Raw genomic sequence first — 26,633 nt, forward strand, 5'->3', positions numbered from 1 at the left:
TATTTATAATCAAATATTTACATATTAGCTATTTTAGCTGTAAATCTTGGATAAGAATTGGATCTTTTAGTAAAATCTTGCCTTAAGTGAATATTTTTTTGTCCAAAGCAACAACTAATAACTTAAAACTGAGACTGAAAACTTAGTTAAGCGTCAATTCTCCTAAAATCTCCTCGTATAAAAACGGACCGCCTGGGTAGGTGGCTGTATAGTCAAGGTTCATCCAAACCTGGCCTCGCTCATCAATATGATAGTGAATTTTTTTACCCTGACTTTCTTTTACAAAAAGAACGTTTTTTATCAGGTAGTTGACTTTTTCCAAGTCGATTAATGAACCAATTAAAATTTCTGGATAAATATGGCCTTTTGTATGAATAAGGCGAGGAGTACCGCCGATTGAACGAATTGCTGCAGCCATTAAAATAGAATGGTCATCGCAATCGCCAGAAAAGTATTCTAACGATTCACTTGCAGTTGCTATATAATCACCTTCTTTAGGATCATTTACATAATTCCAGTGACTGTTTATTTCTTTAAAAACAGCAAAACATTGAACCGTAGTTCTATAATCTGAATATCCTTTTATACCTTTAAAATGCTTTGTAGTAGCCATAATGGCAAAATTTCGAACCTTTGGATTCTGATATTCTATGGCATTTATGATTTTTGATTTATTTGGAAAAGGAAGAAGCTTTGCTACAATAATGTCTTGCGGAAAAGGATTGTCAGACATTGTATAAATCATTGAATTATAATCTTCAGAAATCTCACTAAAACCATAATTTCCGATAACACTTCCGTAGAATAAAATCAATAAATAAACAGCGATACATAAAATAATTATGGTTCGCAAAAGCATTAAAAGAAAGAAAATTGCAATAAAAACGAATATAAAGATAAATACACGGTCTAAATTGAAAGCCCAATTTAAATCGCGTAAATTTTGATGCAGAATGATAAAAATCGGAATGGTAATCAAAAGACTCAATAACGAAATAATAACCCTATCCCAAGGTGATTTCACCTGTAATTTGGATTTTAATCGCGGAAAGTCAATTTTAGGGAATTTCATCATAAGAATTAAAAGCAGTTTTTACAGCGCTTTTACCGTTTCAACAAAAGTACTTTTTTTATCAATAATTCCCAGATCAAATAGTTGATTTTGAATTTTAATAAATGCTTTTTCACTCAAATGTTTTTGAGACCATTGTGTAAGCTTCAGCCATTCCTGAATATCTTCAATTTTTTGATTGAAAAGTTCTGCCAAAGTTTTGTCTATATCTGGAATTTGAGCAAAATCATGTGTAGTTTTATTAATGATTTCAAGGATTTTCTCTACAATTTTTGGATTCTTTTTCAAAAACTCGTCACGAACCGTAATTACAAAAGAAGGCCAAGGAGTAGGGCAGTCACCAACACGTCTAAAAATACCTTTGTCGACTAGAGGTTTGGTCATAAAACGTTCCCACATAAAATAATCAGCATTTCCGTTGGTTAAAGCTTCAACAGCTCCGTCAATCGTATTTATAATTTCAAATTGAAGATTATCTGTTTCCCAGCCTTGTTCATTTGCATTAACGTAAGCCATTAGCTGAGATCCTGAACCTATTCTAGAAATGGCTACTTTTTTGTTTTCAAGATCTTTTATAGAATGAAAATCTGATTTTGCGCCAACATGAATTCCCCAAATCAAGGGCGACTGCACATAAATTTGAACAATTTTACTCGGATTTCCGGCAACAATATCTTTTACAATTCCCTCTGTCAAAATAACGGCAATATCAGCTTCTCCATCACGAAGCATCTGGCACATTTTTCCAGTTCCTTCGGGAATATCTTTCCATTGTAAATCAATATTTTCCGCTTCAAATTCGCCATTTTCAATACATAATTGCCATGGCAAATTGAAGTGTTCAGGAACACCTACAATTTTTACAGTTTTCATTATAATTCAAGTTTAAGTTAAGTTTGGTATGCGTATTCTAAGTGGTTTTGTTGTTTAATTTTTTAATAAATCGGCTCTGTGTTTTTCAGAAAGGCAAGGTTCTGCAAAATCTATAATGGACTGCGTTAAATATTCGCTCAAAATACTCTTTACAATCGAATAATCAATCTCTTTTTTTACTTCAACAGCAAATAAAGTTTCGTTTAAACTTTCTGATCCACAATCAATTAATTTTAATTTTTCTTTTATTATGGCAGCATCAAAGCCTTTTTCTAAAATTACAACCTGAAGAATAGAATTACCAAAACTTTCGATCGTTTTTTTATATATAAGGCGCTCTTCATCTTCATCATATTCTGCCAAGAAAATATCTTCTGTTGCTATTAAAGGCCCAAAAAATGGAATGTTATCTAATTTGAAAATTCCTTTCTCTAAATCTATTATTTCTGCCCACATTGTTTCTACAACTGTATCTTCTAATAAATCGCTGTAATATCTAAATAATATTTTTTTATGCGTTTCCTGTTCCATTATCTAATTACTTCTGAGCCAGTTTATTCAAAGTATAAGCAATCAATTCATCAACAGCTTTATAAGGATCTTCGCTAAAAGTTCCTGATGCACGATTGGCGATAATCGCATTTAAAGATAAGGCATTATGACCTAAAAGCGACGATAATCCGTAAATAGCAGCCGTTTCCATCTCTAAGTTAGTAATTCTGTTGCCATCAAAATTAAAATTATCCATTTTATTGTTTAATTCTTCATCCTGAATATTCAAACGTAAAACTCGGCCTTGCGGACCGTAAAATCCTCCAGCAGTTGCTGTAATTCCTTTAAATATTTTATCTGATTCTATAATTTTTTCTAATGTTTCAGAACACTGAATTACATAAGGCTTTCCTTTTCTAATATCCCAATTGGTATGCATTATAAAAGCATCTTCGATAGCATCTTGCGAAACTTCATCAATTACGTAGGAGCGAAGCATATTGTCAAGTCCAAGTCCAAATTTAGACATCACAAAGCTGTCAACAGGAATATCTGCCTGCAAAGAACCGGAAGTTCCAATTCTGATAATATTTAGTGAAGTCAGTTTTTCTTTTGGCTTGCGAGTTTCTAAATTAATATTGACCAAAGCGTCTAATTCATTAAGAACAATATCAATATTATCTGGGCCAATTCCGGTAGACATTACAGAAATTCGTTTTCCTTTGTAAATTCCGGTTTGGGTTTTAAATTCTCTTTTTTGAGTCGAAAATTCAATCGAATCAAAAAACTGAGTAATTTTTTCTACACGATTCTGATCTCCAACAAAAATTATGTCGTTTGCAATATGTTCTGGACGAAGATTTAAGTGATAAACACTTCCGTCTGGGTTAAGTATTAATTCTGAGTTTTGTATCATATTTTTAAGATGCTAAAGTTCTAAGATGCTGAGATTCTAAGTTTTTTTTCACATTCCAATAACTTGAAACCTGAAACCTGAAACTTGAAACTTTCACCCTCCAACTCTTTTGGTTTTAAATCCTTTATCTTTTAAAATAGCCATAATTTTATCGCGATAATCTCCTTGTATAATAATCGAAGCGTCTTTAAAAGTACCGCCAACGCTCAATTTTGTTTTAATTTCTTTGGCTAGAATTTTAAAATCTTCGTCAGATCCTTCGTAGCCTTCGATTATTGTGGTTGCTTTTCCTTTTCGTTTTTCGAATTTGCAGATCATGGGCTCTTTTTGAATATAAAGAACATGATCTTGTTCCTGAACTTCTTCAGGCTCGTTCGATTCAATATGATCCGGAAATAAGTTTTTTAACTGATCTTGTAAGTCCATAAATTTTTATTCTAGAAATCCAATTATTAAGGTTTTTAAAAATTAAATTCCAAATTCCAATGAAAGTTTGGAATTTGGAATTTTATCCCGATGCTTCGGGAGGGGATTTACAAAAATTACTTTTTAATTAATCCCAAATCTACTAGACGCTCATATAAATAATCGCCTGCAGTTATGTCTTCAAATTTCTTAGGATTTTCAGCATCAATACAATTTTCAAGACAATCCAAACGCATATCGCTTACTGGGTGCATGAAAAACGGAACAGAATAACGTGAAGTTCCCCATAATTCTCTAGGCGGATTTACCACCTGGTGAATTGTAGATTTTAATTTATTGTTAGTATGTCTAGATAACATATCTCCAACATTTATTACTAATTCATCGTCTGCTGCGATAGCATCAATCCATTCTCCGTCATGATTCTGCACTTGAAGTCCTTTTCCTTGAGCACCCATCAAAAGCGTAATCAGGTTAATGTCACCATGTGCTGCAGCACGAATAGCATTTTCTGGTTCAGAAGTAATTGGTGGATAGTGAATTGGTCTCAAAATAGAGTTTCCTTCTTTAGCATATTGATCAAAATAAAACTCATCTAAACCTAAATGCAATGCCAAAGCTCGCAGCACATAAACACCTGTTTTTTCAAGCATCTGATACGCCTCTTTACCCACAGCATTAAACTTAGGCAATTCTTTAACTTCAACATTTTCTGGATATTCAGAAGCATATTTTGAATCTTTATCAACATACTGACCAAAATGCCAAAATTCTTTCAAATCTCCCTCTTTACGTCCTTTAGCATGTTCTTTTCCAAAAGATACATAACCTCTTTGTCCGCCAATACCGGGAATTTCATAATTATGCTTAGTTTCTACTGGCAAAGCGAAAAATTTTCTAATTTCGCTATAGAGTTCGTCTACCAATTGGTCGTCAAGAAAATGACCTTTTAGGGCTACGAAGCCAATGTTTTCAAATGCACTGCCGATTTCATTTACAAATTTTTGTTTACGTTTCGGGTCGTCCGAAAGGAAATCACGTAAGTCTACACTAGGAATGTTTTGCATACTTTACATTTTTTATTTTAAGATGAAAGGTGTCGAAAAACCTTTCAATAACAAAGGTAGAGAATATTTTAGAATTGAATTTTAAAAGTTATATTAAAATCGAAATATTATAACAAAAACAGATAAAATTGTTATAATTTTCTATATTTGAAACACTAAAAAACACAAACCAATGATCTTTTACAGACAAAATCTTACTGATGCTCAATTATTAGATTTATATAGAAAAATTCTTAAACCTCGTTTGATCGAAGAAAAGATGCTCATCTTAATTCGTCAAGGAAAAGTATCAAAATGGTTTTCTGGAATAGGGCAGGAAGCAATTGCTGCAGGAGTTACCGCAGTTTTAGATGAGTCTGAATACATTTTGCCAATGCACCGAAATTTAGGCGTTTTTACTTCTAGGAATATTCCGTTGCACAGATTGTTTTCGCAATGGCAAGGAAAAGCAAATGGTTTTACTAAAGGAAGAGACCGCAGTTTTCACTTTGGAACCCAAGAATATAATATCATAGGAATGATTTCGCATTTAGGTCCGCAGCTCGGAATAGCTGATGGAATTGCATTAGCACATAAACTGCGAAACGAGAAAAAAGTTACGGCGGTATTTACTGGCGAAGGTGCTACAAGCGAAGGAGATTTTCATGAAGCACTCAATATAGCAGCTGTTTGGAAATTGCCTGTGATGTTTATTATTGAAAACAATGGCTACGGACTTTCGACACCAACAAACGAACAGTATTCTTGCGAAAATTTAGCAGATAAAGGAATTGGCTATGGTATTGACAGTTATATTATTGATGGAAATAATATCGTAGAAGTTTACAATACGCTTTCACGTCTAAAAGCACACATGCTGGAAGATCCACATCCGGTTTTGTTAGAGTTTAAAACTTTTAGAATGCGCGGACACGAAGAGGCAAGCGGTACAAAATACGTTCCGCAAGAGTTGATGGATGAATGGGCAATTAAAGATCCTGTAGATAATTACAAAAAATACTTAGTAGATCAAGGCATTCTTACTGCAGAATATGATGAAGTTTTACGAACTGAAATCAAACAAGAAATCGATTGGAATTTAACCATTGCAAATGCTGAGCCCGAAATAGTTCCTACTTATAACGGAGAATTAGATGATGTCTACAAACCATTTATTTATCAAGAAGTTAGTTTTGATCCAGTAACACAGAATATTCGTTTTATTGATGCAATTAGCAACAGTTTAAAACAGTCAATGGAGCGCCACGAAAACTTAATTATAATGGGTCAGGATATTGCTGAATATGGAGGTGCTTTTAAAATTACAGACGGCTTTGTAGAGCTGTTTGGAAAAGAGAGAGTTCGTAATACACCAATCTGCGAAAGTGCCGTAGTCTCTGCCGGAATGGGATTATCAATTAACGGTTACAAAGCAATTGTCGAAATGCAGTTCGCTGATTTCGTTTCAACTGGTTTTAATCCGATTGTGAATTTGCTGGCAAAATCGCATTACCGCTGGGACGAAAAAGCAGATGTTGTCGTTCGTATGCCTTGTGGCGGAGGAACTCAGGCAGGGCCTTTTCACTCACAGACTAATGAAGCTTGGTTTACTAAAACTCCAGGTTTAAAAGTGGTTTACCCAGCTTTTCCGTATGATGCAAAAGGCTTGCTTAATACGTCAATAAATGACCCGAATCCGGTTTTGTTTTTTGAACACAAGCAATTATACAGAAGCGTTTATCAAGATGTTCCTACTGATTATTACACAATTCCATTAGGAAAAGCTGCAGTTTTGAAAGAAGGAAATGCAGTAACTATTATTGCATTTGGAGCGCCAGTTCACTGGGCTTTAGATACTTTGTCAAAATATCCAGAAATTGATGCTGATTTAATTGATTTAAGAACACTGCAGCCTTTAGATACCGAAACAATTTTTGCTTCTGTTAAAAAAACAGGAAAAGCTATTATTTATCAAGAAGATACTTTATTTGGCGGTATTGCCAGCGATATTTCGGCTTTGATTATGGAAGAGTGTTTTGAATATTTGGATGCTCCTGTGAAAAGAGTGGCCAGTTTAGATTCACCAATTCCTTTTACTAAGGCTTTAGAAGATCAATTTCTTCCAAAAAATAGATTTGAGGAAGTTTTATTGGAGCTATTGAAATACTAATTACAAATTAAGATATTACTTTGCACGAACAGCATTTTTTTTATCTTTAAACAATAAATTTTTAACTTATGAAAAAACTGTTCGTATCTATTTTTGCAATGTCATTGCTTTTTTCTTGTAATAAAAATGCTAAGGGAAATGATGGTAAAGCTTTAGACGGAAAATTTGACAAATATAAAGATGGTTTTGTTACCGCTTTATGGAAAATTAATCCAAGCTGGGCCTCTGGTGCCGGTTATCACAAATATGACAGTATTTTAATTGTGCCTGATGCCAAAGACACAAAAGTACAGCTTGATTTTGCCACTGCAAATTTAGATTCGCTAAAACAATATGATATTGAAAATTTGTCTGACAATAACAAGACTGATTTTCAAATGATTAAAAATCAGTTAGAAGCAACTATTTTCAGCATTAAAGAATTAAAATCATCTGAGTGGAATCCGTCAGAATATAATGTTTGTGGCGCTTTCGCGGAAATTTTAAACGGAAAATACGATTCGCTAGAAGTTCGCCTCCGCGCTTTTAATATCAAAATGAATAATATTCCTGCTTATTATGAAGCGGCCAAAAAGAACATCAAAAATCCAACAGTTGAGCACACTGATCTTGCCATAGCACAAAACATTGGCGGTTCTTCTGTTTTTGAAACCGATTTAAATGCTGCTTTAGAAAAAAGCAAATTAAGCGCAACTGAGAAAAAAGAAATTCAAAATAAGGCAAAGGTTTCAATAAAAGCAATTAAAGATTATGCTGACTGGCTTAAAGCTTTACCAAATAAAACGCCTCGTTCTTTTAGGTTAGGAAGCGCTTTGTATGCTAAAAAATTCAATTTTGACATTCAGTCTGGCTATACCGCAGATGAAATTTATAAAATTGCGGTTGATCATAAAAAAGATCTTCATGATAAAATGTTCGTTTTGGCAGATAAGCTTTGGACAAAATATAAAGGAAACGAACCAAAACCAACTGATAAATTAGATTTAATCAAACAGGTAATTGATAAAATCTCGTTGCAGCATACAACTCCAGAAAAATTTCAATCTGAAATAGAAAAACAAATTCCAGAATTGACAGCTTATGTAAAAGCAAAAGATTTGTTGTATATCGATCCTTCAAAACCGCTTGTGGTACGCAAAGAACCAGCTTACATGGCAGGAGTTGCAGGTGCCTCTATATCTGCGCCTGGACCTTATGATAAAAATGCAAATACTTATTATAATGTAGGAAGCATGTCAGGATGGACGCCCGAAAACGCTGAAAGTTACTTAAGAGAATACAACGATTATATCCTTCAAATTTTAAACATTCACGAAGCAATTCCGGGTCATTACACGCAATTGGTTTACAGTAATCAATCGCCAAGTATTATCAAATCTATTTTAGGAAATGGTGCAATGGTAGAAGGCTGGGCCGTTTATGCTGAAAAAATGATGCTGGAAAGCGGTTATAAAAATTCTGATGAAATGTGGCTGATGTATTATAAATGGAATTTAAGAACCACTTGTAATACTATTTTGGATAACAGCGTTCATACAAAAAACATGTCTAAAGAAGATGCGATGAAACTGCTGACCAGAGAAGCTTTTCAGCAACAAGCAGAGGCAGAAGGGAAGTGGAAGCGTGTTACCTTATCTCAAGTTCAGTTATGTTCTTATTTTACAGGTTATACCGAGATTTATAATTTAAGAGAAGAGCTTAAAAAAGAACAAGGAAAAGATTTTAATTTAAAGAAATTCCACGAAAAATTCTTAAGTTTTGGAAGTGCTCCAGTTAAATACATCAAAGAATTGATGTTGGCTAAAGAATAGATTTTTAAAGATATTTCAAGTAAAAAAGGTTTGACGAAATTAATTGTCAAACCTTTTTCTTTTTTAAATAGTAACAACCAAGCGTTTGCCGTCAGGAACTTTGGTATCCCACATTTTTTCAATGTCAGCTAAATTAACTTCCTGAATATTAATTTTTAATTTGCCTTGAGCCGCCAACAAAAACATTTCTGGAAGAATTTCTGAAAACAATAATTTCACTTCTTCTTTAGTCCAGCTTCCTAATCCAGATCCTGATAATTGAAGATCAACGCTTCTTAAAATACCCGCTGATAACTGAATGCTATCACCAGCCATAGAACCAACAGAAACGTAACGAACTTTGTGCGTAAATGAACCATTACCTTTTATAGATGCAAAAATCAATTCGGCAGAGTGACCCCACAAATAATCTATAATAATATCAATTGACGCATTTTCATGAATTGCTTTAAGCTGATTTACAATTATTTCATCGTCTTGTTTTAAACATACAATTTCATCAGCTCCTAATTCTAAAAGGCTTTGAAGCGTTTTTTCATTTCTTCCTGTAACAATTATTCTTTTTGCTCCATAATGTTTAGCAATCTGAATGGCGATTTGACCTGTAAACCCAGTTGCTCCGTTTATCAAAACTGTTTCTCCGGGTTTTATTCCAGCTCTAAAACGAAGCGCCATTGCAGAACCTGCAACTGCATTTGGCATAGATGCCGCAATTGAAGTACTTATTCCATCTGGAAGCAGAACCATTCTGTTTTTTTCTACAATAGCTTTTTCGGCAATTGTACCACTTATACCACGTGCGTAAACTCTTGTTCCATCATCTAAAAAACCTACGCCATCGCTTCCGACTACAAATCCGTTTTTATATTCATTTTCTGTTGAATAATGTTTTCCGCTGGCTTTGCCTTTATCTAAATTGGTAATAGCTACTGCTTTTACCGAAATTAGAATTTCGTTTTCGTTATTTGAAACTGGCGTTTCAAATTCTGCATATTTTGGCATTTCGCCTTTTTTATAAACTACTGCTGCTTTCATAATTATTAAATTTTATGATGCAAAACTATACTGCAGTTTATAGGCAGGCGATAACATTTGTTATCAAATGAAATTGAATTACTTTTTTTGGACTAACTTACTTTTGATTCGGCTTAAATGAACGGTAGTTATACCAAGATACGATGCAATATAATGCTGTGGTACACGCTGAATTATTTGAGGTTTTTCTTTAATTAAATCAATATAACGCTGAGTAGGGGAGTCTTTTATGAATGAAACAAAATGTTTCATATAATCGAATGTACGCTGAAAAAGCATATTAAATAAACGATCTCTTAACTCGGGAATTTCTTTAATTTCTTCCAGAATTTTATCCAAATCCTTTTTATGAATCCACCAAACAACAGAAGGTTCGATCGTTTCAATAACAACTGGACTCTGGAATTTTTTCATGAAACTTTCGATTGAAGCAACACTTTGATTTTCAAAAAAGAATTGCGTAGTAAGATCTTTTCCATTATTATTAAACCAAACCCTGATACAGCCTTTTTCTATGATAAAAAGTTTTTTAGAAATTTCGCCTTCTTCTAAAAGAACTGTTTTTGCAGGAACTTCAAGCCGATTGAATGAATTGGTATATTGAATCCATTTAGCGTCATCTAATGGAAATTTATCTCTGAATTGGTTGAACATTTTTAATTATAAATTTTAAAAAGGATATCAATTTGAGTTCGATTCCAACTCAAATAACTGTACCTGACTTTTCAATCGGTCAACCAATAAATTCATCATTCTTTTATTTAAGCTTGAAGAATTTTGAATATAAGTTTCGTATTCCTCAATCGTAAAAAGAGCCATAATAATTCCTTTTAAAGAATTTCTGAACTTAATATCTTTTTGAATTGAATTTTCGATCGTTTGAATTTTCTTTTCAACAGTGTATGAATAAAAGTCGGCTTTGTTTTTATTTACATAATTTATAAAAACTGCTATAAATAAATCGTTCTGAAGTTTTAAAATAGGCCTGATTGTCTGATTTTGGAACAGCTCATCAGCGGAAGATTGAGCACTAACGGTTCCTAAAGTTTCGCCTCTGAATTCTTTTAAAAAAGTGTCTCTATCTGCCATGTTTTTTCTTTTAAATTTAGAAAAAAATCAGATACAAAAAACAAGAATATTAAAAGTTTTAAGTTTTTTTGTTTCAAGTTTCAGGTTTCAAGTTTCAAGTATTTACCTTTAGCAGCCTGAAACTTGAAACCTGAAACTTGAAACCTGAAACCTGAAACTTGAAACCTGAAACTTGAAACTTGAAACAAAAAATTATTTTAAAGGACCCAAACTTGATGGGAGTTCAAATATTTCAAGATCAAAATAAATGACAGATGCCATTATATGGTCAAAAATATCAGACATTATATATTCGTAATTCGCCCATCGCTTATCGCTTGAAAAGGCATAAATTTCTAAAGGAACTCCATGCGCACTCGACTGCAGCTGACGACACATAATATGCATGTCTTTATTCAATCCAGGATGATCCATTAAATACTGCATAATGTATTTTCGAAATAAACCTAAATTCGTCATATTTCGGCCATTAAGCGCTAATGATTTATCAATTCCTTTAAGATTGTTGTACTTTTCTATTTCGGCTTGCCTAGTTTCAATATAAGAACTGATGAGCTGCACATTTTTCATATGATTTAGATCATCATTATTCAAAAATCGAATACTGCTGCTTTTGATCAAAACGTGTCTTTTAATACGTCTTCCATCCGATTTTTGCATACCGCGCCAGTTCTGAAAAGAGTCTGAACTCAAAGCATATGTTGGAATGGTCGTAATCGTATTATCAAAATTTCGAACTTTTACAGTTGTTAAATTAATTTCGATTACATCTCCGTCGGCTCCAAATTTATCCATCGTAATCCAGTCGCCAATACGAACCATATCGTTGATTGCAACTTGAACACTTGAAACAAATCCTAAAATAGTATCTCTGAAAATCAGTATAATAATGGCAGAAAGTGTTCCTAAAATGGTCAATAATTCACCCTTCTTGATTCCGAATAAAGTTGAAATAATCATAGCAACCCCGAAAATCCAGAGCACAATCATAATAACCTGAACGAAACTGTCAATTGGTTTGTCGCTGTATTCTGGCTTCTGTTTTAAATAATCTCGTAAAGCATTGAAAATCGTTCTAATGATCCATAAACTGATCAAGACGATATAGATACCAACGATTTTTCCAAACAGCGTTTCCCAATATTCGTACTTGTCCAAAATAATGGGAACAGCTTTATAAATAAAGAAAAACGGAATTAAATAGGCTGTGTATTTTGTGGTTTTGTTATGAATTAAATAATCATCAAATTTTGTTTTGGTGCGTTGCGCAAAAACGGCAGTCAAAGTAACTAGAACAAATTTTGCAACATAATATATGGCAAAAGCCAGAGCCACCATAATGGCAATATTAAAAATTAAGCTGATATAAGACGCAAAATTGCGGCTCATACCCCAATCTCTAAAAAGCGGATATAAGAAGTTAAATATTTTATCCAAAAGCTTATGCATTATTTTCTAGATATTTTTTCTCAATATAAAAAGTCCCAAACGGAACAAGAGAAGCGATCAAGATGATTCCGAAAGTTTTTAAATCCCAATTTTGAGATTTTTTTAGCAGAAAAGCTAATATAAGATATCCTATAAATAACACGCCATGTGTCATTCCAAGCGGTCGCAATATAGTATGATAAAGTTCTGGATTATTGTTTTTGATAATTAGCATATTAGCAAATAATACTAAATAAGAGATTCCTTCTAAAATTGCGGTAACTTTGAAAATCTTGAGCATGTATCTTTTTTTTGAGTTTATACAAGCAAAATTAAGTATTATCGTTGGTTTTTGCAGCATGAATCAAGAAACTAATTTATTTTTGTATTCTTAAACTTTGATAATGAGTAAACGCGATTTAAAAAAATATTTAGCAGAATTAAATAAAGAACAGCTTGCAGAACAAATTCTTGAGCTGTACGAAAAATTCAGTCCCGTAAAAGTTTATTATGATTTCGTTTTTAATCCGAAAGAAGATAAATTATTGCAGGAAAGCAAAGTCAAAATTTCTCACGAATATTTTCCAATAAAAAAGCCTGGAGCTCGGTGGAAACCAAAAGCTAAAATGCGCCGTTCAGTGGCTCAAAAAATAATCAAACATTTTATAATGTTGGGAGTTGACCCGTTTGTTATTGCAGATATTATGCTTTATAATATTGAAATTGCTCAGACTTTCTCATCTTCAAATTTTATAAAGCAAGAATTGTTTTACAAAAGTATACTTAATTCTTTTGAACAGGCTGTAAATTTTTTAATTTCAAATGGAATTTTAGCTGAATTTAAAGATCGGATTAAGTCGATTCAAGAGCAGACAATGCAGCAAAAATGGAAAAATAAGTACGATTTTGAAGCTATTTTAGAGAAAATCGACTTATAAAAGCACTTCTCATAAAAAATCTTATTTAAAAAAATCATTTATTTTAGGTTAAAATAAGATGAATAACTGTTTTTTAGGTGTATTTTTGCAAAAATCCAAAAATAAACAATGTCTCAAAACACTTTAGAAATAGAAAGAGAAGAGAAAAAAGAACTTTATGCATACCAAAAAGGCGATATTGATGCCATTTTTGAACGTTTAGATAATGCTCCTTCGAAACATCATTTATTGTACCAGCTGCCAACAGGTGGAGGAAAAACAGTGATTTTTTCCGAAATCGTTCGTCGTTATTTATCTAATAACGATAAAAAAGTAGTTGTTTTAACACATCGTATCGAACTTTGTAAGCAAACTTCAAAAATGTTGAAAGGTTTTGGTGTTACCAATAAAATAATCAACAGTAAAGTTAAGGAGCTGCCTGATCAGAATGATTATTCTTGTTTTGTAGCCATGGTTGAAACTTTAAAAAACCGTATTAATGATGAAAAACTGCATCTTGACAATATCGGTTTGGTTATTATTGATGAGGCACATTACAATTCATTCAGAAAATTATTAAACTCATTCAAAAACGCTTTTATTCTTGGAGTGACTGCAACGCCTTTGAGTTCGAATATAAAATTACCAATGCACCAAAGTTATGATGAACTTATTGTGGGTGACACAATTAGCTCTTTAATTGACAAAGGTTTCTTAGCTAGAGCAACTACATATAGTTATGATGTTGGTTTAACTTCGCTTAAAGTGGGAATTAACGGAGACTATACTGTAAAATCATCTGATGATTTGTATACTAATACGTTGATGCAGGAAAAACTTTTGCATGCATATACAGAACGTTCTTTAGGTAAAAAAACATTGATTTTTAATAACGGTATTCATACTTCATTATATGTATATGAAACCTTTAGAGAAGCAGGTTACGATATCAGACACCTTGATAATACAAGCAGTTCTGAAGAACGTAAAGATATTTTGGCATGGTTTAAAAAGACTCCGGATGCGATCTTAACTTCGGTTGGAATTTTGACAACTGGTTTTGATGAGCCAACTGTAGAAACAATTATTTTAAACAGAGCGACAAAATCGCTTACATTATATTATCAAATGATTGGCCGTGGATCTCGTAAATTACCTGGTAAAGACGAGTTTACAGTTATTGATTTAGGAAATAACGCTGCACGTTTTGGATTGTGGAGCGAGCCTGTAAACTGGCAGCATATCTTTAAGTCTCCAGAATTTTATTTAGAAAACCTTCGTGATGATACTGAGATTGAAATGTATTTTAAATACAGTATGCCACCAGAATTGCGTGCTAAATTTAGTAAAACTGCTGATGTTACTTTTGATGTTGATGAAGAGCATAAACTGATTATCAAACAAAATTTACGTTCTAAAGTTGTTTTAGATAAGTCATTAGAGCAGCATGCAGCAATGTGTGTGGATAATACAGAAACGTTGCAAGAAGCAAAATCACTAGGAAAAGAACTTGATGATGATATCGAATGCCGAATTAAACGTTATGCAAAATGCTTAAGCCAATGCAGTAAAAACTACCGTGAATGGCTGGTTGACGATTATAAGTTAAAATTGGTTTTACTAATCGGTAAAAAATACCGTGAGAAAATCATGAACGAGCCAGATGAATAAAAAATTAAAAAATGTTTCAAGTTTCAGGTTTCAAGTTTGATGAAACGCAAAGACAACCTGAAACCTGAAACTTGAAATAAAAAAATATAACAAAAAATAAAAAATGTCTAAACAATTCTCATCAATAGGAATTTCAGCACCAATTTTAAAAGCGTTAAGCGAATTGAAGATTGTTGAACCAACAGAAATTCAACAAAAAACAATTCCGCTTTTATTATCTGAAAATCATGATGTTGTTGGTTTAGCCAAAACAGGAACAGGAAAAACAGCTGCTTTTGGGTTGCCACTATTGCAGTTAATTAATACAGAATTAACGACGGTACAAGCTGTAATTCTAGTTCCGACGAGAGAACTTGGTCAGCAAATATTTAAAAATTTAGAGGATTTTGGAAAACATATTCCAAATATCTCTATAGCTTCAACTTGTGGCGGAATCCCCATAAAGCCACAAATTGAACGTTTAACTTCACCAACGCACATTGTAGTAGCAACGCCAGGACGTTTGATTGATTTGATTCAAAGAAAAGCAATCGACTTAAAACAAACACAATATTTAGTTTTAGATGAAGCCGATGAAATGGTTTCGATTTTAAAAGAAAGTTTAGACGAAATTGTTGCTGAACTTCCTAAACAACATCGAACATTATTGTTTTCAGCAACTTTGCCAGGAACAATCAAGCAACTGATTCAGAATTACTTAAACAAAAATGTAATTCAGGTTAGTGCCAATATGGAAACTGTTGGAAATCAAGGAATTGATCACGAATACATTGTTGTAGATCCAATTGAAAAATTAGATGTTTTAATGCATTTTTTAAATTCAAAAGATGGAGAACGCGGCATTATTTTCTGCAAAACTAAAGCTGCAGTAAATAAATTGGCTAAAAATTTAGCTATAAACCGTTTTTCTTCGGGAGCGCTTCACGGCAGTTTATCACAAGGAATTCGTGACAGAATCATGGAGCAATTTCGTGAAGGCCATATCAATATTTTAGTAGCAACAGATTTAGCTGCAAGAGGAATCGACGTTAAAGAGATTTCTTATGTTGTAAACTATCATTTGCCTGACACTTACGAAACTTATGTTCACCGAAGCGGAAGGACAGCAAGAGCAGGAGCTAAGGGTCTTGCATTAACTGTGTTACAAGAGGAAGAAGTAAATGAAATCCCTGAATTTGAAAGAGAATTAGGTTTGAAATTTACGCAATTTAAAAAGCCATCTCTAGTAAGTTTAGAAGAAAACAATACGCTTTTATGGGCGAAACAAATCTTCAAAACAAAGCCAAACCATGATATTTCGGCAGATTTAAAAACAAAAGTTAAAACAGTTTTTCATCATCTTACTAAAGATGAATTAATTGAAAAATTGATGGCTAACTACGTTTTGCAAAACAAAGTTGAAGTGACTGAAAAACCTGTTAAAAAATTCAAAAAGTAATAATTGTAACTTTTGTCTTTGAATTTTAATGTTGTATATTTATAAGGTATTATTTTATAAAACCTATTTAAAGAGACAGCATCTATGAATATAGTCATTATAGGAGGAGGTTTTGCAGGAATAAATCTAGCAAAAGAACTTGTAGACCAACCTCAGATACAGGTAACACTTGTAGACAAAAACAATTACAATTTTTTTCCACCACTTATATATCAAGTTGCTACGGCTTTTTTAGAGCCTTCAAGCATCAGTTATCCTTTTAGAAAATTTTTTGCAGGCAAAAAAAATCTGCAGTTTCGTTTAGGCGAATTACTTTCTGTAGTTCCCGCTGAAAATAAAATAATTCTAAACAATGGCGAATTGTCTTATGATTATTTGGTTTTTGCAACTGGCGCTGAAACCAGTTATTTTGGTATGGAAAACGTGATGAAAAACGCAATTCCGATGAAAACCTTAAATGATGCCATCGAAATGCGAAATACGTTACTTAAAAATCTTGAAAAAGCCGCTATTACAAAAGATATTCGCAAACGTCGTAAATTATTAACGATCGTTGTTGCTGGAGGAGGACCAACAGGAGTAGAGGTTTCGGGTATGTTTGCCGAAATGAGAAAAAACATTCTTCTTAAAGAATATCCGGAATTAGAAACATCAGCAAGTAATGTTTATTTAGTCGATGGAGGAGATGCTTTACTGTCTCCGATGAGTAAAGAATCTCAAAAAGATACTTTAGAAGCGTTGAAAAAATTAGGTGTAGTCGTAAAACTAAACACTAAAGTTGTTGATTATGTAGATGATACCGTATTTTTTGAAGGAGGTGAAACAATTAAAACTAAAAATTTAATTTGGGCAGCTGGAGTTTCAGCAAAACTTTTTGACGGAATTCCAAAAGAAAGTTATGGACGAGGCAGGCGAATGGCAACAGATCAATATAATAAAGTAAACGGTTTAAAAAATGTTTATGCTATTGGTGATACAGCAATAGCCGCGGGAGACAAAAATTTTCCTGACGGACATCCGCAAGTTGCACAGGTTGCGATCCAGCAAGGTTTAAATTTAGCAAAAAACTTTAAAGCTTTAGTTCAAAACAAGCCTTTGAAACCATTTGCTTATAATGATAAAGGTTCGATGGCAATCATCGGAAAAAACAAAGCTGTAGTTGATTTGCCAAGTCCGAAATGGCATTTTAAAGGATTTTTTGCATGGATTATTTGGCTATTCATTCACTTAATTTCTCTAATCACTTATAGAAATAGATTAAATACTTTTTATAACTGGATGGTTGCTTATTTCGCAAGAGATCAATCTCTTAGAATGATTATTAGACCAGATAAAAGAAGTTAAATTTCATAAAAAAGCCAGAATCTCGATTCTGGCTTTTATCTTATTATCAAAGTATTAAAAAATTGGAATCAAAAATTTAATGCGTAACGACAGTATTATCGTCTGCAGACAATTCTACTTTTTCTTTAATAAATCGCTTTCCAATATTTAAAACAATAAAAGCAATTATAGTTGTTGCTGCCATAATAACAACCATTGGTGTAATAGAATTCTTTACAACAACACCAACAGCAAATGATGCCAAAGCTCCCAAACCAAGCTGAATTGCACCCATTAATGCTGAAGCACTTCCTGCATTTTTAGCAAAAGGAGCCATTGTAAGTCCGGCTGTATTTGGATTTGAGATTCCTAAACAGGCTAAAAATAAAAACAGCATAGCGATTGTTTCATATAATCCCAGTAAATCATTTAATGAGAGTACTAAAAAAACAATACTTATAACTGATTGCGAAATTAAAGCTCCAAAAATCATTTGTTCACTTGTGAATTTTTTCAATAAAAGCGAATTTAATTGGCTCGAACCAATAAAACTGATAGACATAAAAGCAAAAATCCAACCGTACGTTTTGGCATCAACATTATAAATATCCATAAAAACTATAGGTGAGGCTGCTACATATGTAAATAATCCAGAAAAAGCAATTGAACCTGTAAATGCATAAGTAAAAAACTGAGGTTCTTTCAACACCTTTAAAAAGTTTGAAATAATGGGTTTTGGTTTTAAGGAAATTGAAGTGTCCGGTTTATAACTGTTTGGTAAACCTAATTGTGAGGCAGTTAAAATAGCGATTCCCATACACATTAAAATAAAAAAGACAGTATGCCAGCCATAATCTTGAGTAACGTAACCTCCAATAGTTGGCGCTAACATCGGCGAAAGCCCGAGAACAAGCATCAACAATGAAAATACCTTTGGAATATCTTTCACCGGAAATAAATCTCGTACCATGGCTACCGAAGCAACTGTTGCTGCACAGCTGCCAACAGCTTGAATAAAACGAAGCAATATAAAAGTATCAATATCTGAAACATACACACAACCCAAAGAAGCTAAAATGTAAACCAGCAAACCAATAAATAAAGGTTTTTTACGTCCAAAACGGTCTAATAAAGGTCCGTAAAGTAATTGTCCTGCAGAAATTCCAATAAAATAACTGGATAAACTCATCGAAACCTTAGCTACAGATGTATGCAAGTCTTTTGCAATACCAGAAAAACCTGGTAAATACATATCGATTGAAAAAGGGCCAAGTGCTGTTAAAGAACCTAAAATAAGTATGAGCTTAATATATTTTTTTGTTGTCATTTTCTTAAAATATTGCTTAAAATTTTGTTTAAAGATAAATATACACTACCTTGTTGAATATAATTTATACTTTTAATATAAAAAGTGGTAATTATGTAAGTTTTCAAAAATGTTTTGAAACAATAAATCTAAAAATTTTAAATTATGAAAAAATTCACTTTACTATTAGCTCTTATTTTTACAACAATTTCATTTTCTCAAACCATTACATCAAAACTTGAAGATGCAAATGTAGCGCAATATGCCTTGCTTACAAAGGTAAATGAGTATTATCCAGACATTACATTAAACAAAGCCATTACAAATTTTTATGCTGATGGAAAAATTATCGATTCGCAACAGCAATTTGACTTAAAAGGAACAAAATTTTCAAGTTATAAAATCGGAATTGAGCCAGATAACAGAAAATTGTTATTTGAATACATTTCTGATGAAACTGGAAAAGTTTATGGAGATGTTCAACTTTTTAAAGGAAATGTACTAAGAACAACTTTCTCTGAAAAAAATAATGAGATTGAAGTTTCTCTTAATGGAAAATCTGTTTATCTAAAGAAAATCTAAATTTAATATTTGAGAATTTAAAATATCAAATATGTTAGAAAAGAGGCATCACAAACGTGATGCTTTTTTTATTTTAATAATTGTTGAGAGCCTAGAAACATTAAATTACTTGCATTTATAGGTTATGTATTTTGAACTATAATTTATATTATGTAAAATAGAATATTTTAAAACCTGCTCTAATTGCATTGTAAAAACATTACATGAATAAGACTTTTAACTGTAAAAAACTTTTACAAGTTTAATTCAAACCTACTCTCAATGAATAACTTTGTCTAGCTAACTTAAATATCAAAACAATATTGACATACACAATACATCGATTATTTAGAATTTAATCTTAAAAAAAACATTTTAAAGCCTTTAAATCAGCATATTTTAACATTTCTTTAAAATAATTACATTCTGTCAAAGATGCTTTCATTGTAAGAGTTTATTTTATTATTTTTACATTCGATACTTTAAAAAAATTATCATCCGTATGAATACAATTGCTGAGCATATTGCAGATTTTTTAAAAGAATACCCGCCATTTGATAATTTGACTTTTCAGGAATTATCTGATATTGCAACGAATATCCGTGTACTAAATTTAGAAAAACATACTGTACTGTTTCAAAACAACGATGCGCTTCATGATAGTTTTTATGTCGTAGCTTCTGGCGTTATAAATTTAACGACAATTGCTGATGCTGAGGAAACCATTATTAATAAATGTCACGAAGGAGATATTTTTGGCTTGAGACCTTTTTTTGCCAAGAATAACTATATGATGACGGCGAAAGCCCGCGAAGAAAGTATTATTTATGCGATACCAATTGCGGTTTTTAGACCATTTGTAGCTAATAATTCTGATGTTCTAAACTTTTTGCTTGAGAGCTTTGCAATAAACTCAAGACATACTAAAGACAGCGTTAGTTCGAACGGAAAGATAATTTCTGATACTCCATTTTATGCAGATCAGGGTTCGGAAATGCAATATATTCAATCACTTGCGTATAACAATTCACCTTTAACGACCGAAGCGACGCATATTGTAAAAGATGTTGCTATTTTAATGACAGAATCTATGGTAGATAATATCATTGTGTGCGAAAAAAATCGCCCAATTGGTATTGTAACCGCAACAGACTTAGCTTCTAAAATTGCAACTGGACGTTATCCTATTACAGAAACAATTGACAAAATTATGTCTTCGCCTGTAGTTACTGTAATTGAAAACGTTTCTTTAGCAGAAGCGCAATTACTTATGCTGAAACACAATGTAACGCATTTATGTGTTACCAAAGATGGCACAAGTAAATCTACTGTAAAAGGAATTATTTCTGAACACGATTTAATTGTGGCTCAAGCTAGTAATCCTGGCGTTTTAATTAAAGAAATTAAACGTTCTCAACAACCAAAAGACTTAAAACAAATTCGTGATAGATTATCGGATTTGATTCAGAATTCGATTCAGAAAAATATTCCGATTTCACATGTAAGCAATATTGCAAGCGAGATTAATTTGGCCATAATAAAGCGTTCTGTTGAGTTGTCTATTTTGGATTTAGGCTCACCTCCTGCTCGATTTGCTTGGTTAAGTATTGGAAGTCAAGGGCGTAAAGAACAGCTTTTGCTTACAGACCAAGATAGTATTTTAATTTTTGAAGATGTTGCTCCTGAAAAATACAGAGAGGTAAAAGATTACTTTTTAAGATTGGCAAAAAGAACAACTTCAATATTAGAAAAAGTAGGTTATGAATATTGCCCTAACGGACATATGGGAAGCAATATGTTATGGTGTAAGTCGTTGACTGACTGGACAAAACAATACAACAGCTGGATGAATACTCCAGGTGAAAACAGCAATGATTTGAGCAGTATTTTCTTCGATTACGAGATTGTTTTTGGGGAGCCAAAAATTGAAGAAGTAATAGAAAATGTTATCTTTAAAAATGCTGTTAACAATACTTTATTCTTTGACTTTTTAGGAAATGACGCGTTGAAAAAGAATTCTCCCCTGAGTTTTTTCAAAAAATTCATTGTTGAAGAAGAAGGACCGCATAAAACAAAATTTGATATTAAAACTCGTGCTCTGATGCCTTTGATTGATGCTGCACGTTTACTAATTTTAAATGCAAATATAAAAGGAATAAAAAATACCTATTTGAGATTCAAACAATTAGCGATAACAGATTCTAAAAACGCAGAAATATACCTAAGCTGTGCTGATGCTTTTTTAACGCTTTCTAAATTTAGAACTGTTGAGGGATTAAAAAATGATGATTCTGGACAATATATCAATTTAAGAGAAATGTCTAAAACAGACAAAGAGAAGTTAAAAAATGCTTTAACCCCAATGAAAGACCTTGAGGAATTAATTAAAAGTAAATTTCAACTTACGCAATTCTCATAAATATGCTAGACTGGCTGAAAAATATCAATAAAGAATATCCTGATTTTTGGAAGGATTACTTAACAAAATTCGAAACAAAACCTAATAGATTCGTTGTTATGTCAACGGAAACTTCTGGCTTGAATCCGAATAAGGATGTTATTTTGTCTTTGGGAGCATTTTCTGTTATTGATGACAGTATTGTAATTAAAGATAATTTTGAATCTGTTTTATTGCAATACAAATTTCTTGAAGACAACGGACTTTCTAATGAATTTATCATTGAAAGTAAAATGATCAAAATGCAGGAACCTGAAGCTGTAGAAGCTTTTATTAATTTTTTAGGAAATGCTATTTTGGTTGGGCATCATATTAATTTTGACATCGAAATGCTAAATTCAGCATTAGAACGTTTGGATTGTGGCCGATTAAAAAATGAAGCCTTAGATGTTGATGTCATGTACAGAAAATTGATGGACGTTAATGACAAACAATTTTCATTAGATGATTTATGTGAAATTTTTAAAATTCCAAAAAGTGACCGAAATTCTTCAGCAGAAGATGCTTATAAAATTGCGCTTTTGTTTTTAAAATTAAAATCGCGATTGGGAATTAAATAAAATGTTTTAACCAAATACGTTATTCTGTATCACAGACTTCAACTTCGCTTAATCTGAGAATTGATCTTATCGTTTTAAGTATAAAAAAATGCCTCTTAAATTTAAGAGGCATTTTCGTTTTTATTTCTATCAGAATTATGCAATTCTGTCTTTCATAATTTCTTCTACTATTTCAGGATTTAATAATGTTGAAGTATCTCCAAAATTAGAATAATCTCCTTCTGCTATTTTACGTAAAATTCTACGCATAATTTTTCCAGAACGTGTTTTTGGCAAACCCGACACAAACTGAATTTTGTCTAATTTAGCAATTGGTCCGATGTGATCAGAAATATACTGATTAATCTCTTTTGACAAATTCTCCTTATTTCTAACTTCTCCAGTTTCTTTTAGAATTACGTACCCGTATAAAGCATTTCCTTTAATATCGTGTGGAAATCCAACAATTGCAGATTCAGCAACTGCAGGATGCTCATTAATTGCATCTTCAATAGGAGCTGTTCCTAAATTATGTCCAGAAACAATTACAACGTCATCTACTCTACCTGTAATTCTGTAATAGCCAACTTCATCTCTTAAAGCTCCGTCTCCTGTAAAATATTTTCCAGGGAAAGAAGAGAAATAAGTGTCTTTGTATCGTTGGTGATCGCCCCAGATTGTTCTGGCAATTCCTGGCCATGGAAATTTAATACATAAACTACCCACAACTTGGTTACCTTCAATCTCATTGCGTTTTTCATCCATCAAAACAGGCTGGATTCCTGGCAAAGGCAAAGTTGCATATGTTGGTTTCGTTGGCGTTACAAAAGCAATTGGAGAAATCATGATTCCGCCAGTTTCTGTCTGCCACCAAGTATCAACCACCGGACATCTTTTATCTCCTACGTGGTCATTAAACCAGTGCCAAGCTTCTTCGTTTATCGGTTCACCAACAGATCCAATTACTTTTAAAGATTTTAGAGGGTATTTTTGAATATAATCTAAACTCTCTTTTGCTAACGAACGAATTGCTGTTGGCGCTGTGTAAAATTGTGTGATTTTATGTTTTTCGATAATATCCCAGAAACGGCTAAAATCTGGGTAAGACGGAACTCCTTCAAAAATTACAGTTGTTCCTCCGTTTAATAAAGGTCCGTATAATATATAGGAGTGCCCAGTAATCCATCCAATATCTGCAGTACACCAGAAAATATCATTTTCTTCGTGGCTAAAAACATTTTTGAATGTGTAAGCTGTGTAAACCATATATCCGGCTGTGGTATGTACCATTCCTTTTGGTTTACCTGTTGATCCTGAAGTGTATAAAATAAATAAAGGATCTTCAGCATCCATGATTTCAGCTACACTGTTATCTAAAGCTACATCTAATAGTGGCTGTAACCAAATGTCACGACCTTCTTTCATCTTAATTTCAGTCTGCGTTCTTTTTACAACCAAAACTTTAGAAACAGATGGGCAAGTATCTAATGCTTCGTCTACAATTCCTTTAAGATCAATTGTTTTGTTTCCTCTGTAACCTCCATCAGAAGTAATTACCATTTTACACTCACAATCATTAATTCTTGCAGAAACTGCAGAAGCTGAAAATCCAGCAAAAATAACAGAGTGAATAGCCCCAATTCTAGCACAAGCTAAAACAGAAACTGCTAATTCTGGAATCATTGGCAAATAGATACAAACTCTATCGCCTTTACGCACGCCTTGCTCGCGCAAAACATTCGCCATTTTTGAAACTCTTTCGTATAATTCGTTATACGTTATATGTAAAGCATCTTCAGAAGGATCATTCGGTTCAAAAATAATTGCCGTTTTTTCTCCTCTCTTGCTTAAATGTCTATCGATACAGTTTTTTGTAATGTTGACTTTTGCATCCGTAAACCATTTTACTTCGGCATCAGCCATATTAAAATCAACTACTTTTTCCCATTGTTGGTACCACGTAAAATTTTCTTCAGCTATTTTCCCCCAGAATTTCCTTGGCTCTCTTATTGACTTATTGTAATGTTTAAAATATTGTTCTAAATTTTCAATTTTATAATAACTCATATGTTTCTGAATTTTTTTTATAAATGTATTAAATATCAACGTATTCCTAAAATTATTTAATTCATAAATTTTGGCAAAAAAAAACACAAAATAAAAAAAATATCCTTTTTTTATGAATTTAGTATAATTTTTTGCTTTTTCTGTTAAAATGAACATTGCAAAAAAGGCATAGTAAAAAAATACTATGCCTTTTTAATTTTAACAATTTCAATAACAATTAATTTCGTAATACTGTAATTACAACACTTTGACTTTTTAAAAAATAGAAAAGCATTTTTTTATTAATTATAATAGAAATTTCTACAAGTATATTTATATCTAAACATACCCCAATTCGGGATTACCTTCACTTAACTTACGAATTCTTGAAGTTAAGTGAATAGCAATGTGCAGCTATATCCTATTATTTTAATATGTGCTTACTAATTCAAAATATTAAATAAAACAGAGATACAGTGCAAATCCCTCACATACGATTGTGTGGTAAATCCCAATTTATTATCCAATTTTTTTCATTGCAGTCATAGACTCTCTCAACCATGCTCCTACTTCTTCGATAGGATGCTGACGAATTTCTTTGTTTACTGCGATTAAAACAGCATTATCTACTCCATTTGAAGTTGAGAATGGTTTTCCTATTATATTTGTTTCTACTTTTTTCATGAATTCAGTCAATAATGGCTTACAAGCGTGATCAAATAAATAACAGCCATATTCTGCTGTGTCAGAAATAACACGGTTCATTTCGAACAATTTCTTTCTTGCGATAGTATTTGCAATTAATGGTAATTCGTGAAGTGATTCATAATAGGCAGATTCTTCGATTATTCCCGCTTCTGTCATTGTTTCGAAAGCTAATTCTACACCAGCTTTTACCATTGCAATCATTAAAACACCATTATCAAAATACTCTTGCTCAGCGATTGGAGCTTCTTGCGGTGCAGTTTTCTCGAAGTTAGTTTCTCCTGTTGCAGCTCTCCATTTTAATAAATTAACATCATCATTAGCCCAGTCAATCATCATAGTTCTTGAGAATTCTCCAGAAATAATATCATCTTGGTGTTTTTGGAATAAAGGACGCATAATATCTTTTAATTCATCTGCCAATTCGTAAGCTTCGATTTTTGCAGGGTTAGAAAGACGATCCATCATATTTGTGATACCACCATGTTTCAAAGCCTCAGTGATAGTTTCCCATCCGTATTGAATTAATTTTGAAGCATATGCAGGATCAATTCCTTTTTCAACCATTTTATCAAAACATAAAATAGAACCGGTTTGCAATAATCCGCAAAGGATAGTTTGCTCACCCATTAGATCTGATTTTACTTCAGCTACGAAAGATGATTTTAAAACTCCAGCTTTATGTCCGCCAGTTGCTACAGCATAAGCTTTTGCCTGATCTAAACCTAAACCATTAGGGTCGTTTTCTGGGTGAACGGCAATCAAAGTTGGCACACCAAATCCTCTTTTGTATTCTTCACGAACCTCAGATCCTGGACATTTAGGCGCACACATAATTACGGTAATATCTTTACGAATCTGCATTCCCTCTTCAACGATATTAAATCCGTGAGAGTAAGCTAAAGTCGATCCTTGTTTCATTAATGGCATAATAGCAGTTACCACAGCTGTATGTTGTTTATCTGGAGTAAGGTTGCAAACTAAATCAGCAGATGGAATTAATTCTTCATACGTACCTACAGTAAAACCATTTTCAGTAGCATTTTTATAAGAAGCTCTTTTTTCAGCGATTGCATCTGCACGTAATGCATATGAAATATCTAAACCTGAATCTCTCATATTTAAACCTTGATTCAAACCTTGCGCACCACAGCCTACAATGACAACTTTTTTTCCTGCTAAAGCTGCAATTCCGTCTGCAAATTCTGATTGCTCCATAAACTCGCAAACTCCTAATTGTTCTAATTGTAATCTAAGTGGTAATGTATTGAAATAATTTGCCATTTTTTTTTAATATTTAATGAATGTGTA

At 32.6% G+C, this 26,633-nt stretch carries 23 protein-coding genes; 9 read left to right on the plus strand and 14 right to left on the minus strand.

The window, feature by feature from the left end; translation table 11 throughout:
• Nucleotides 1–142: 142 nt before the first annotated feature.
• From IRZ83_RS00590 to IRZ83_RS00615, 6 genes are all read right to left on the minus strand, one after another.
• Nucleotides 143–1,075 carry a transglutaminase gene (locus IRZ83_RS00590; RefSeq protein ID WP_194566088.1) on the minus strand — a complete coding sequence of 311 codons (933 nt, stop codon included), beginning with the start codon at nt 1,073–1,075 and terminating at the stop codon, nt 143–145.
• An 18-nt stretch (nt 1,076–1,093) separates the two neighbouring features.
• Nucleotides 1,094–1,945, minus strand: coding sequence for a substrate-binding domain-containing protein (locus tag IRZ83_RS00595; protein ID WP_194566090.1), 852 nt, complete (start codon nt 1,943–1,945; stop codon nt 1,094–1,096).
• Between the two features lie 54 nt (nt 1,946–1,999).
• On the minus strand, nt 2,000–2,476 hold the full coding sequence (locus tag IRZ83_RS00600) for a DUF4265 domain-containing protein (RefSeq protein ID WP_194566092.1): 477 nt from the start codon (nt 2,474–2,476) through the stop codon (nt 2,000–2,002).
• Between the two features lie 7 nt (nt 2,477–2,483).
• Nucleotides 2,484–3,353, minus strand: coding sequence for a nucleoside phosphorylase (locus IRZ83_RS00605; protein WP_194566094.1), 870 nt, complete (start codon nt 3,351–3,353; stop codon nt 2,484–2,486).
• Nucleotides 3,354–3,446: 93 nt separating this feature from the next.
• A complete protein-coding gene (locus tag IRZ83_RS00610; RefSeq protein WP_029270285.1) occupies nt 3,447–3,779 on the minus strand; it encodes a translation initiation factor in 333 nt (110 codons plus the stop codon).
• Between the two features lie 116 nt (nt 3,780–3,895).
• Nucleotides 3,896–4,846 (minus strand): isopenicillin N synthase family dioxygenase, encoded by a 951-nt coding sequence (locus IRZ83_RS00615; protein ID WP_029270283.1) that lies wholly within the window; start codon nt 4,844–4,846, stop codon nt 3,896–3,898.
• Nucleotides 4,847–5,018: 172 nt separating this feature from the next.
• Here IRZ83_RS00615 and IRZ83_RS00620 point away from each other — a divergent pair, with 172 nt between their 5' ends.
• Nucleotides 5,019–6,995 (plus strand): thiamine pyrophosphate-dependent enzyme, encoded by a 1,977-nt coding sequence (locus IRZ83_RS00620; protein WP_194566096.1) that lies wholly within the window; start codon nt 5,019–5,021, stop codon nt 6,993–6,995.
• A 68-nt stretch (nt 6,996–7,063) separates the two neighbouring features.
• On the plus strand, nt 7,064–8,806 hold the full coding sequence (locus IRZ83_RS00625; RefSeq protein WP_194566098.1) for a DUF885 domain-containing protein: 1,743 nt from the start codon (nt 7,064–7,066) through the stop codon (nt 8,804–8,806).
• 63 nt (nt 8,807–8,869) lie between these two features.
• Here IRZ83_RS00625 and IRZ83_RS00630 read toward each other — a convergent pair whose 3' ends face one another.
• The 5 genes from IRZ83_RS00630 to IRZ83_RS00650 all read right to left on the minus strand — a co-directional run bounded on the left by IRZ83_RS00630 (nt 8,870) and on the right by IRZ83_RS00650 (nt 12,659).
• A complete protein-coding gene (locus IRZ83_RS00630) occupies nt 8,870–9,841 on the minus strand; it encodes a zinc-binding alcohol dehydrogenase family protein (RefSeq protein ID WP_194566100.1) in 972 nt (323 codons plus the stop codon).
• Nucleotides 9,842–9,919: 78 nt separating this feature from the next.
• Nucleotides 9,920–10,495, minus strand: a complete 576-nt coding sequence (locus tag IRZ83_RS00635) for a Crp/Fnr family transcriptional regulator (protein ID WP_194566102.1) — start codon at nt 10,493–10,495, stop codon at nt 9,920–9,922.
• A gap of 27 nt (nt 10,496–10,522) precedes the next feature.
• Entirely contained in the window at nt 10,523–10,930 is a 408-nt protein-coding gene (locus IRZ83_RS00640) for a hypothetical protein (protein ID WP_029270274.1), read from the minus strand.
• A 192-nt stretch (nt 10,931–11,122) separates the two neighbouring features.
• Entirely contained in the window at nt 11,123–12,379 is a 1,257-nt protein-coding gene (locus tag IRZ83_RS00645) for a mechanosensitive ion channel family protein (protein ID WP_194566104.1), read from the minus strand.
• Nucleotides 12,372–12,659 (minus strand): DUF3817 domain-containing protein, encoded by a 288-nt coding sequence (locus IRZ83_RS00650; RefSeq protein WP_029270270.1) that lies wholly within the window; start codon nt 12,657–12,659, stop codon nt 12,372–12,374. The genes IRZ83_RS00645 and IRZ83_RS00650 overlap by 8 nt, the downstream gene beginning before the upstream one ends.
• Nucleotides 12,660–12,762: 103 nt before the next feature.
• Here IRZ83_RS00650 and IRZ83_RS00655 point away from each other — a divergent pair, with 103 nt between their 5' ends.
• The 4 genes from IRZ83_RS00655 to IRZ83_RS00670 all read left to right on the plus strand — a co-directional run bounded on the left by IRZ83_RS00655 (nt 12,763) and on the right by IRZ83_RS00670 (nt 17,728).
• A complete protein-coding gene (locus IRZ83_RS00655; RefSeq protein ID WP_029270268.1) occupies nt 12,763–13,296 on the plus strand; it encodes a DUF6155 family protein in 534 nt (177 codons plus the stop codon).
• 108 nt (nt 13,297–13,404) lie between these two features.
• Nucleotides 13,405–14,946, plus strand: a complete 1,542-nt coding sequence (locus IRZ83_RS00660; protein ID WP_029270266.1) for a DEAD/DEAH box helicase — start codon at nt 13,405–13,407, stop codon at nt 14,944–14,946.
• Between the two features lie 103 nt (nt 14,947–15,049).
• A complete protein-coding gene (locus IRZ83_RS00665) occupies nt 15,050–16,384 on the plus strand; it encodes a DEAD/DEAH box helicase (RefSeq protein ID WP_194566106.1) in 1,335 nt (444 codons plus the stop codon).
• Between the two features lie 84 nt (nt 16,385–16,468).
• Nucleotides 16,469–17,728 carry an NAD(P)/FAD-dependent oxidoreductase gene (locus IRZ83_RS00670; RefSeq protein WP_194566108.1) on the plus strand — a complete coding sequence of 420 codons (1,260 nt, stop codon included), beginning with the start codon at nt 16,469–16,471 and terminating at the stop codon, nt 17,726–17,728.
• Nucleotides 17,729–17,804: 76 nt separating this feature from the next.
• Here IRZ83_RS00670 and IRZ83_RS00675 read toward each other — a convergent pair whose 3' ends face one another.
• Nucleotides 17,805–19,034, minus strand: a complete 1,230-nt coding sequence (locus IRZ83_RS00675) for a multidrug effflux MFS transporter (RefSeq protein WP_194566110.1) — start codon at nt 19,032–19,034, stop codon at nt 17,805–17,807.
• A 144-nt stretch (nt 19,035–19,178) separates the two neighbouring features.
• Here IRZ83_RS00675 and IRZ83_RS00680 point away from each other — a divergent pair, with 144 nt between their 5' ends.
• From IRZ83_RS00680 to IRZ83_RS00690, 3 genes are all read left to right on the plus strand, one after another.
• Nucleotides 19,179–19,595, plus strand: a complete 417-nt coding sequence (locus tag IRZ83_RS00680) for a hypothetical protein (protein WP_029270259.1) — start codon at nt 19,179–19,181, stop codon at nt 19,593–19,595.
• Between the two features lie 481 nt (nt 19,596–20,076).
• The gene (locus tag IRZ83_RS00685; protein ID WP_194566118.1) at nt 20,077–21,993 is read left to right on the plus strand and encodes a DUF294 nucleotidyltransferase-like domain-containing protein; all 1,917 of its coding nucleotides are present in this window, start codon (nt 20,077–20,079) and stop codon (nt 21,991–21,993) included.
• Nucleotides 21,994–21,995: 2 nt separating this feature from the next.
• Complete coding sequence (locus tag IRZ83_RS00690) at nt 21,996–22,592, plus strand: PolC-type DNA polymerase III (RefSeq protein WP_194566120.1); 597 nt, start codon at nt 21,996–21,998, stop codon at nt 22,590–22,592.
• Between the two features lie 135 nt (nt 22,593–22,727).
• On the opposite strand, the gene acs is transcribed toward IRZ83_RS00690, so the two are convergent.
• Nucleotides 22,728–24,794 carry an acetate--CoA ligase gene (acs, locus tag IRZ83_RS00695; protein WP_255526393.1) on the minus strand — a complete coding sequence of 689 codons (2,067 nt, stop codon included), beginning with the start codon at nt 24,792–24,794 and terminating at the stop codon, nt 22,728–22,730.
• A gap of 342 nt (nt 24,795–25,136) precedes the next feature.
• On the minus strand, nt 25,137–26,606 hold the full coding sequence (gene ilvC / locus IRZ83_RS00700; protein ID WP_194566124.1) for a ketol-acid reductoisomerase: 1,470 nt from the start codon (nt 26,604–26,606) through the stop codon (nt 25,137–25,139).
• Nucleotides 26,607–26,633 lie beyond the last annotated feature (27 nt).

Origin of the sequence: Flavobacterium sp. JLP, from assembly GCF_015350755.1 — a bacterium.
Taxonomy (GTDB): Bacteria; Bacteroidota; Bacteroidia; order Flavobacteriales; family Flavobacteriaceae; genus Flavobacterium.

Coding starts and splice junctions, on each gene's coding strand:
- IRZ83_RS00665 (WP_194566106.1), top strand. CDS start 15,050: ATGTCTAAACAATTCTCATCAATAGGAATTTCAGCACCAATTTTAAAA.
- acs (WP_255526393.1), bottom strand. CDS start 24,794: ATGTTCATTTTAACAGAAAAAGCAAAAAATTATACTAAATTCATAAAA.
- IRZ83_RS00610 (WP_029270285.1), bottom strand. CDS start 3,779: ATGGACTTACAAGATCAGTTAAAAAACTTATTTCCGGATCATATTGAA.
- IRZ83_RS00635 (WP_194566102.1), bottom strand. CDS start 10,495: ATGTTCAACCAATTCAGAGATAAATTTCCATTAGATGACGCTAAATGG.
- IRZ83_RS00595 (WP_194566090.1), bottom strand. CDS start 1,945: ATGAAAACTGTAAAAATTGTAGGTGTTCCTGAACACTTCAATTTGCCA.
- IRZ83_RS00655 (WP_029270268.1), top strand. CDS start 12,763: ATGAGTAAACGCGATTTAAAAAAATATTTAGCAGAATTAAATAAAGAA.
- IRZ83_RS00590 (WP_194566088.1), bottom strand. CDS start 1,075: ATGATGAAATTCCCTAAAATTGACTTTCCGCGATTAAAATCCAAATTA.
- IRZ83_RS00690 (WP_194566120.1), top strand. CDS start 21,996: ATGCTAGACTGGCTGAAAAATATCAATAAAGAATATCCTGATTTTTGG.
- IRZ83_RS00660 (WP_029270266.1), top strand. CDS start 13,405: ATGTCTCAAAACACTTTAGAAATAGAAAGAGAAGAGAAAAAAGAACTT.
- IRZ83_RS00675 (WP_194566110.1), bottom strand. CDS start 19,034: ATGACAACAAAAAAATATATTAAGCTCATACTTATTTTAGGTTCTTTA.
- IRZ83_RS00600 (WP_194566092.1), bottom strand. CDS start 2,476: ATGGAACAGGAAACGCATAAAAAAATATTATTTAGATATTACAGCGAT.
- IRZ83_RS00685 (WP_194566118.1), top strand. CDS start 20,077: ATGAATACAATTGCTGAGCATATTGCAGATTTTTTAAAAGAATACCCG.
- IRZ83_RS00650 (WP_029270270.1), bottom strand. CDS start 12,659: ATGCTCAAGATTTTCAAAGTTACCGCAATTTTAGAAGGAATCTCTTAT.
- IRZ83_RS00625 (WP_194566098.1), top strand. CDS start 7,064: ATGAAAAAACTGTTCGTATCTATTTTTGCAATGTCATTGCTTTTTTCT.
- IRZ83_RS00670 (WP_194566108.1), top strand. CDS start 16,469: ATGAATATAGTCATTATAGGAGGAGGTTTTGCAGGAATAAATCTAGCA.
- IRZ83_RS00615 (WP_029270283.1), bottom strand. CDS start 4,846: ATGCAAAACATTCCTAGTGTAGACTTACGTGATTTCCTTTCGGACGAC.
- IRZ83_RS00620 (WP_194566096.1), top strand. CDS start 5,019: ATGATCTTTTACAGACAAAATCTTACTGATGCTCAATTATTAGATTTA.
- IRZ83_RS00630 (WP_194566100.1), bottom strand. CDS start 9,841: ATGAAAGCAGCAGTAGTTTATAAAAAAGGCGAAATGCCAAAATATGCA.
- ilvC (WP_194566124.1), bottom strand. CDS start 26,606: ATGGCAAATTATTTCAATACATTACCACTTAGATTACAATTAGAACAA.
- IRZ83_RS00680 (WP_029270259.1), top strand. CDS start 19,179: ATGAAAAAATTCACTTTACTATTAGCTCTTATTTTTACAACAATTTCA.
- IRZ83_RS00605 (WP_194566094.1), bottom strand. CDS start 3,353: ATGATACAAAACTCAGAATTAATACTTAACCCAGACGGAAGTGTTTAT.
- IRZ83_RS00645 (WP_194566104.1), bottom strand. CDS start 12,379: ATGCATAAGCTTTTGGATAAAATATTTAACTTCTTATATCCGCTTTTT.
- IRZ83_RS00640 (WP_029270274.1), bottom strand. CDS start 10,930: ATGGCAGATAGAGACACTTTTTTAAAAGAATTCAGAGGCGAAACTTTA.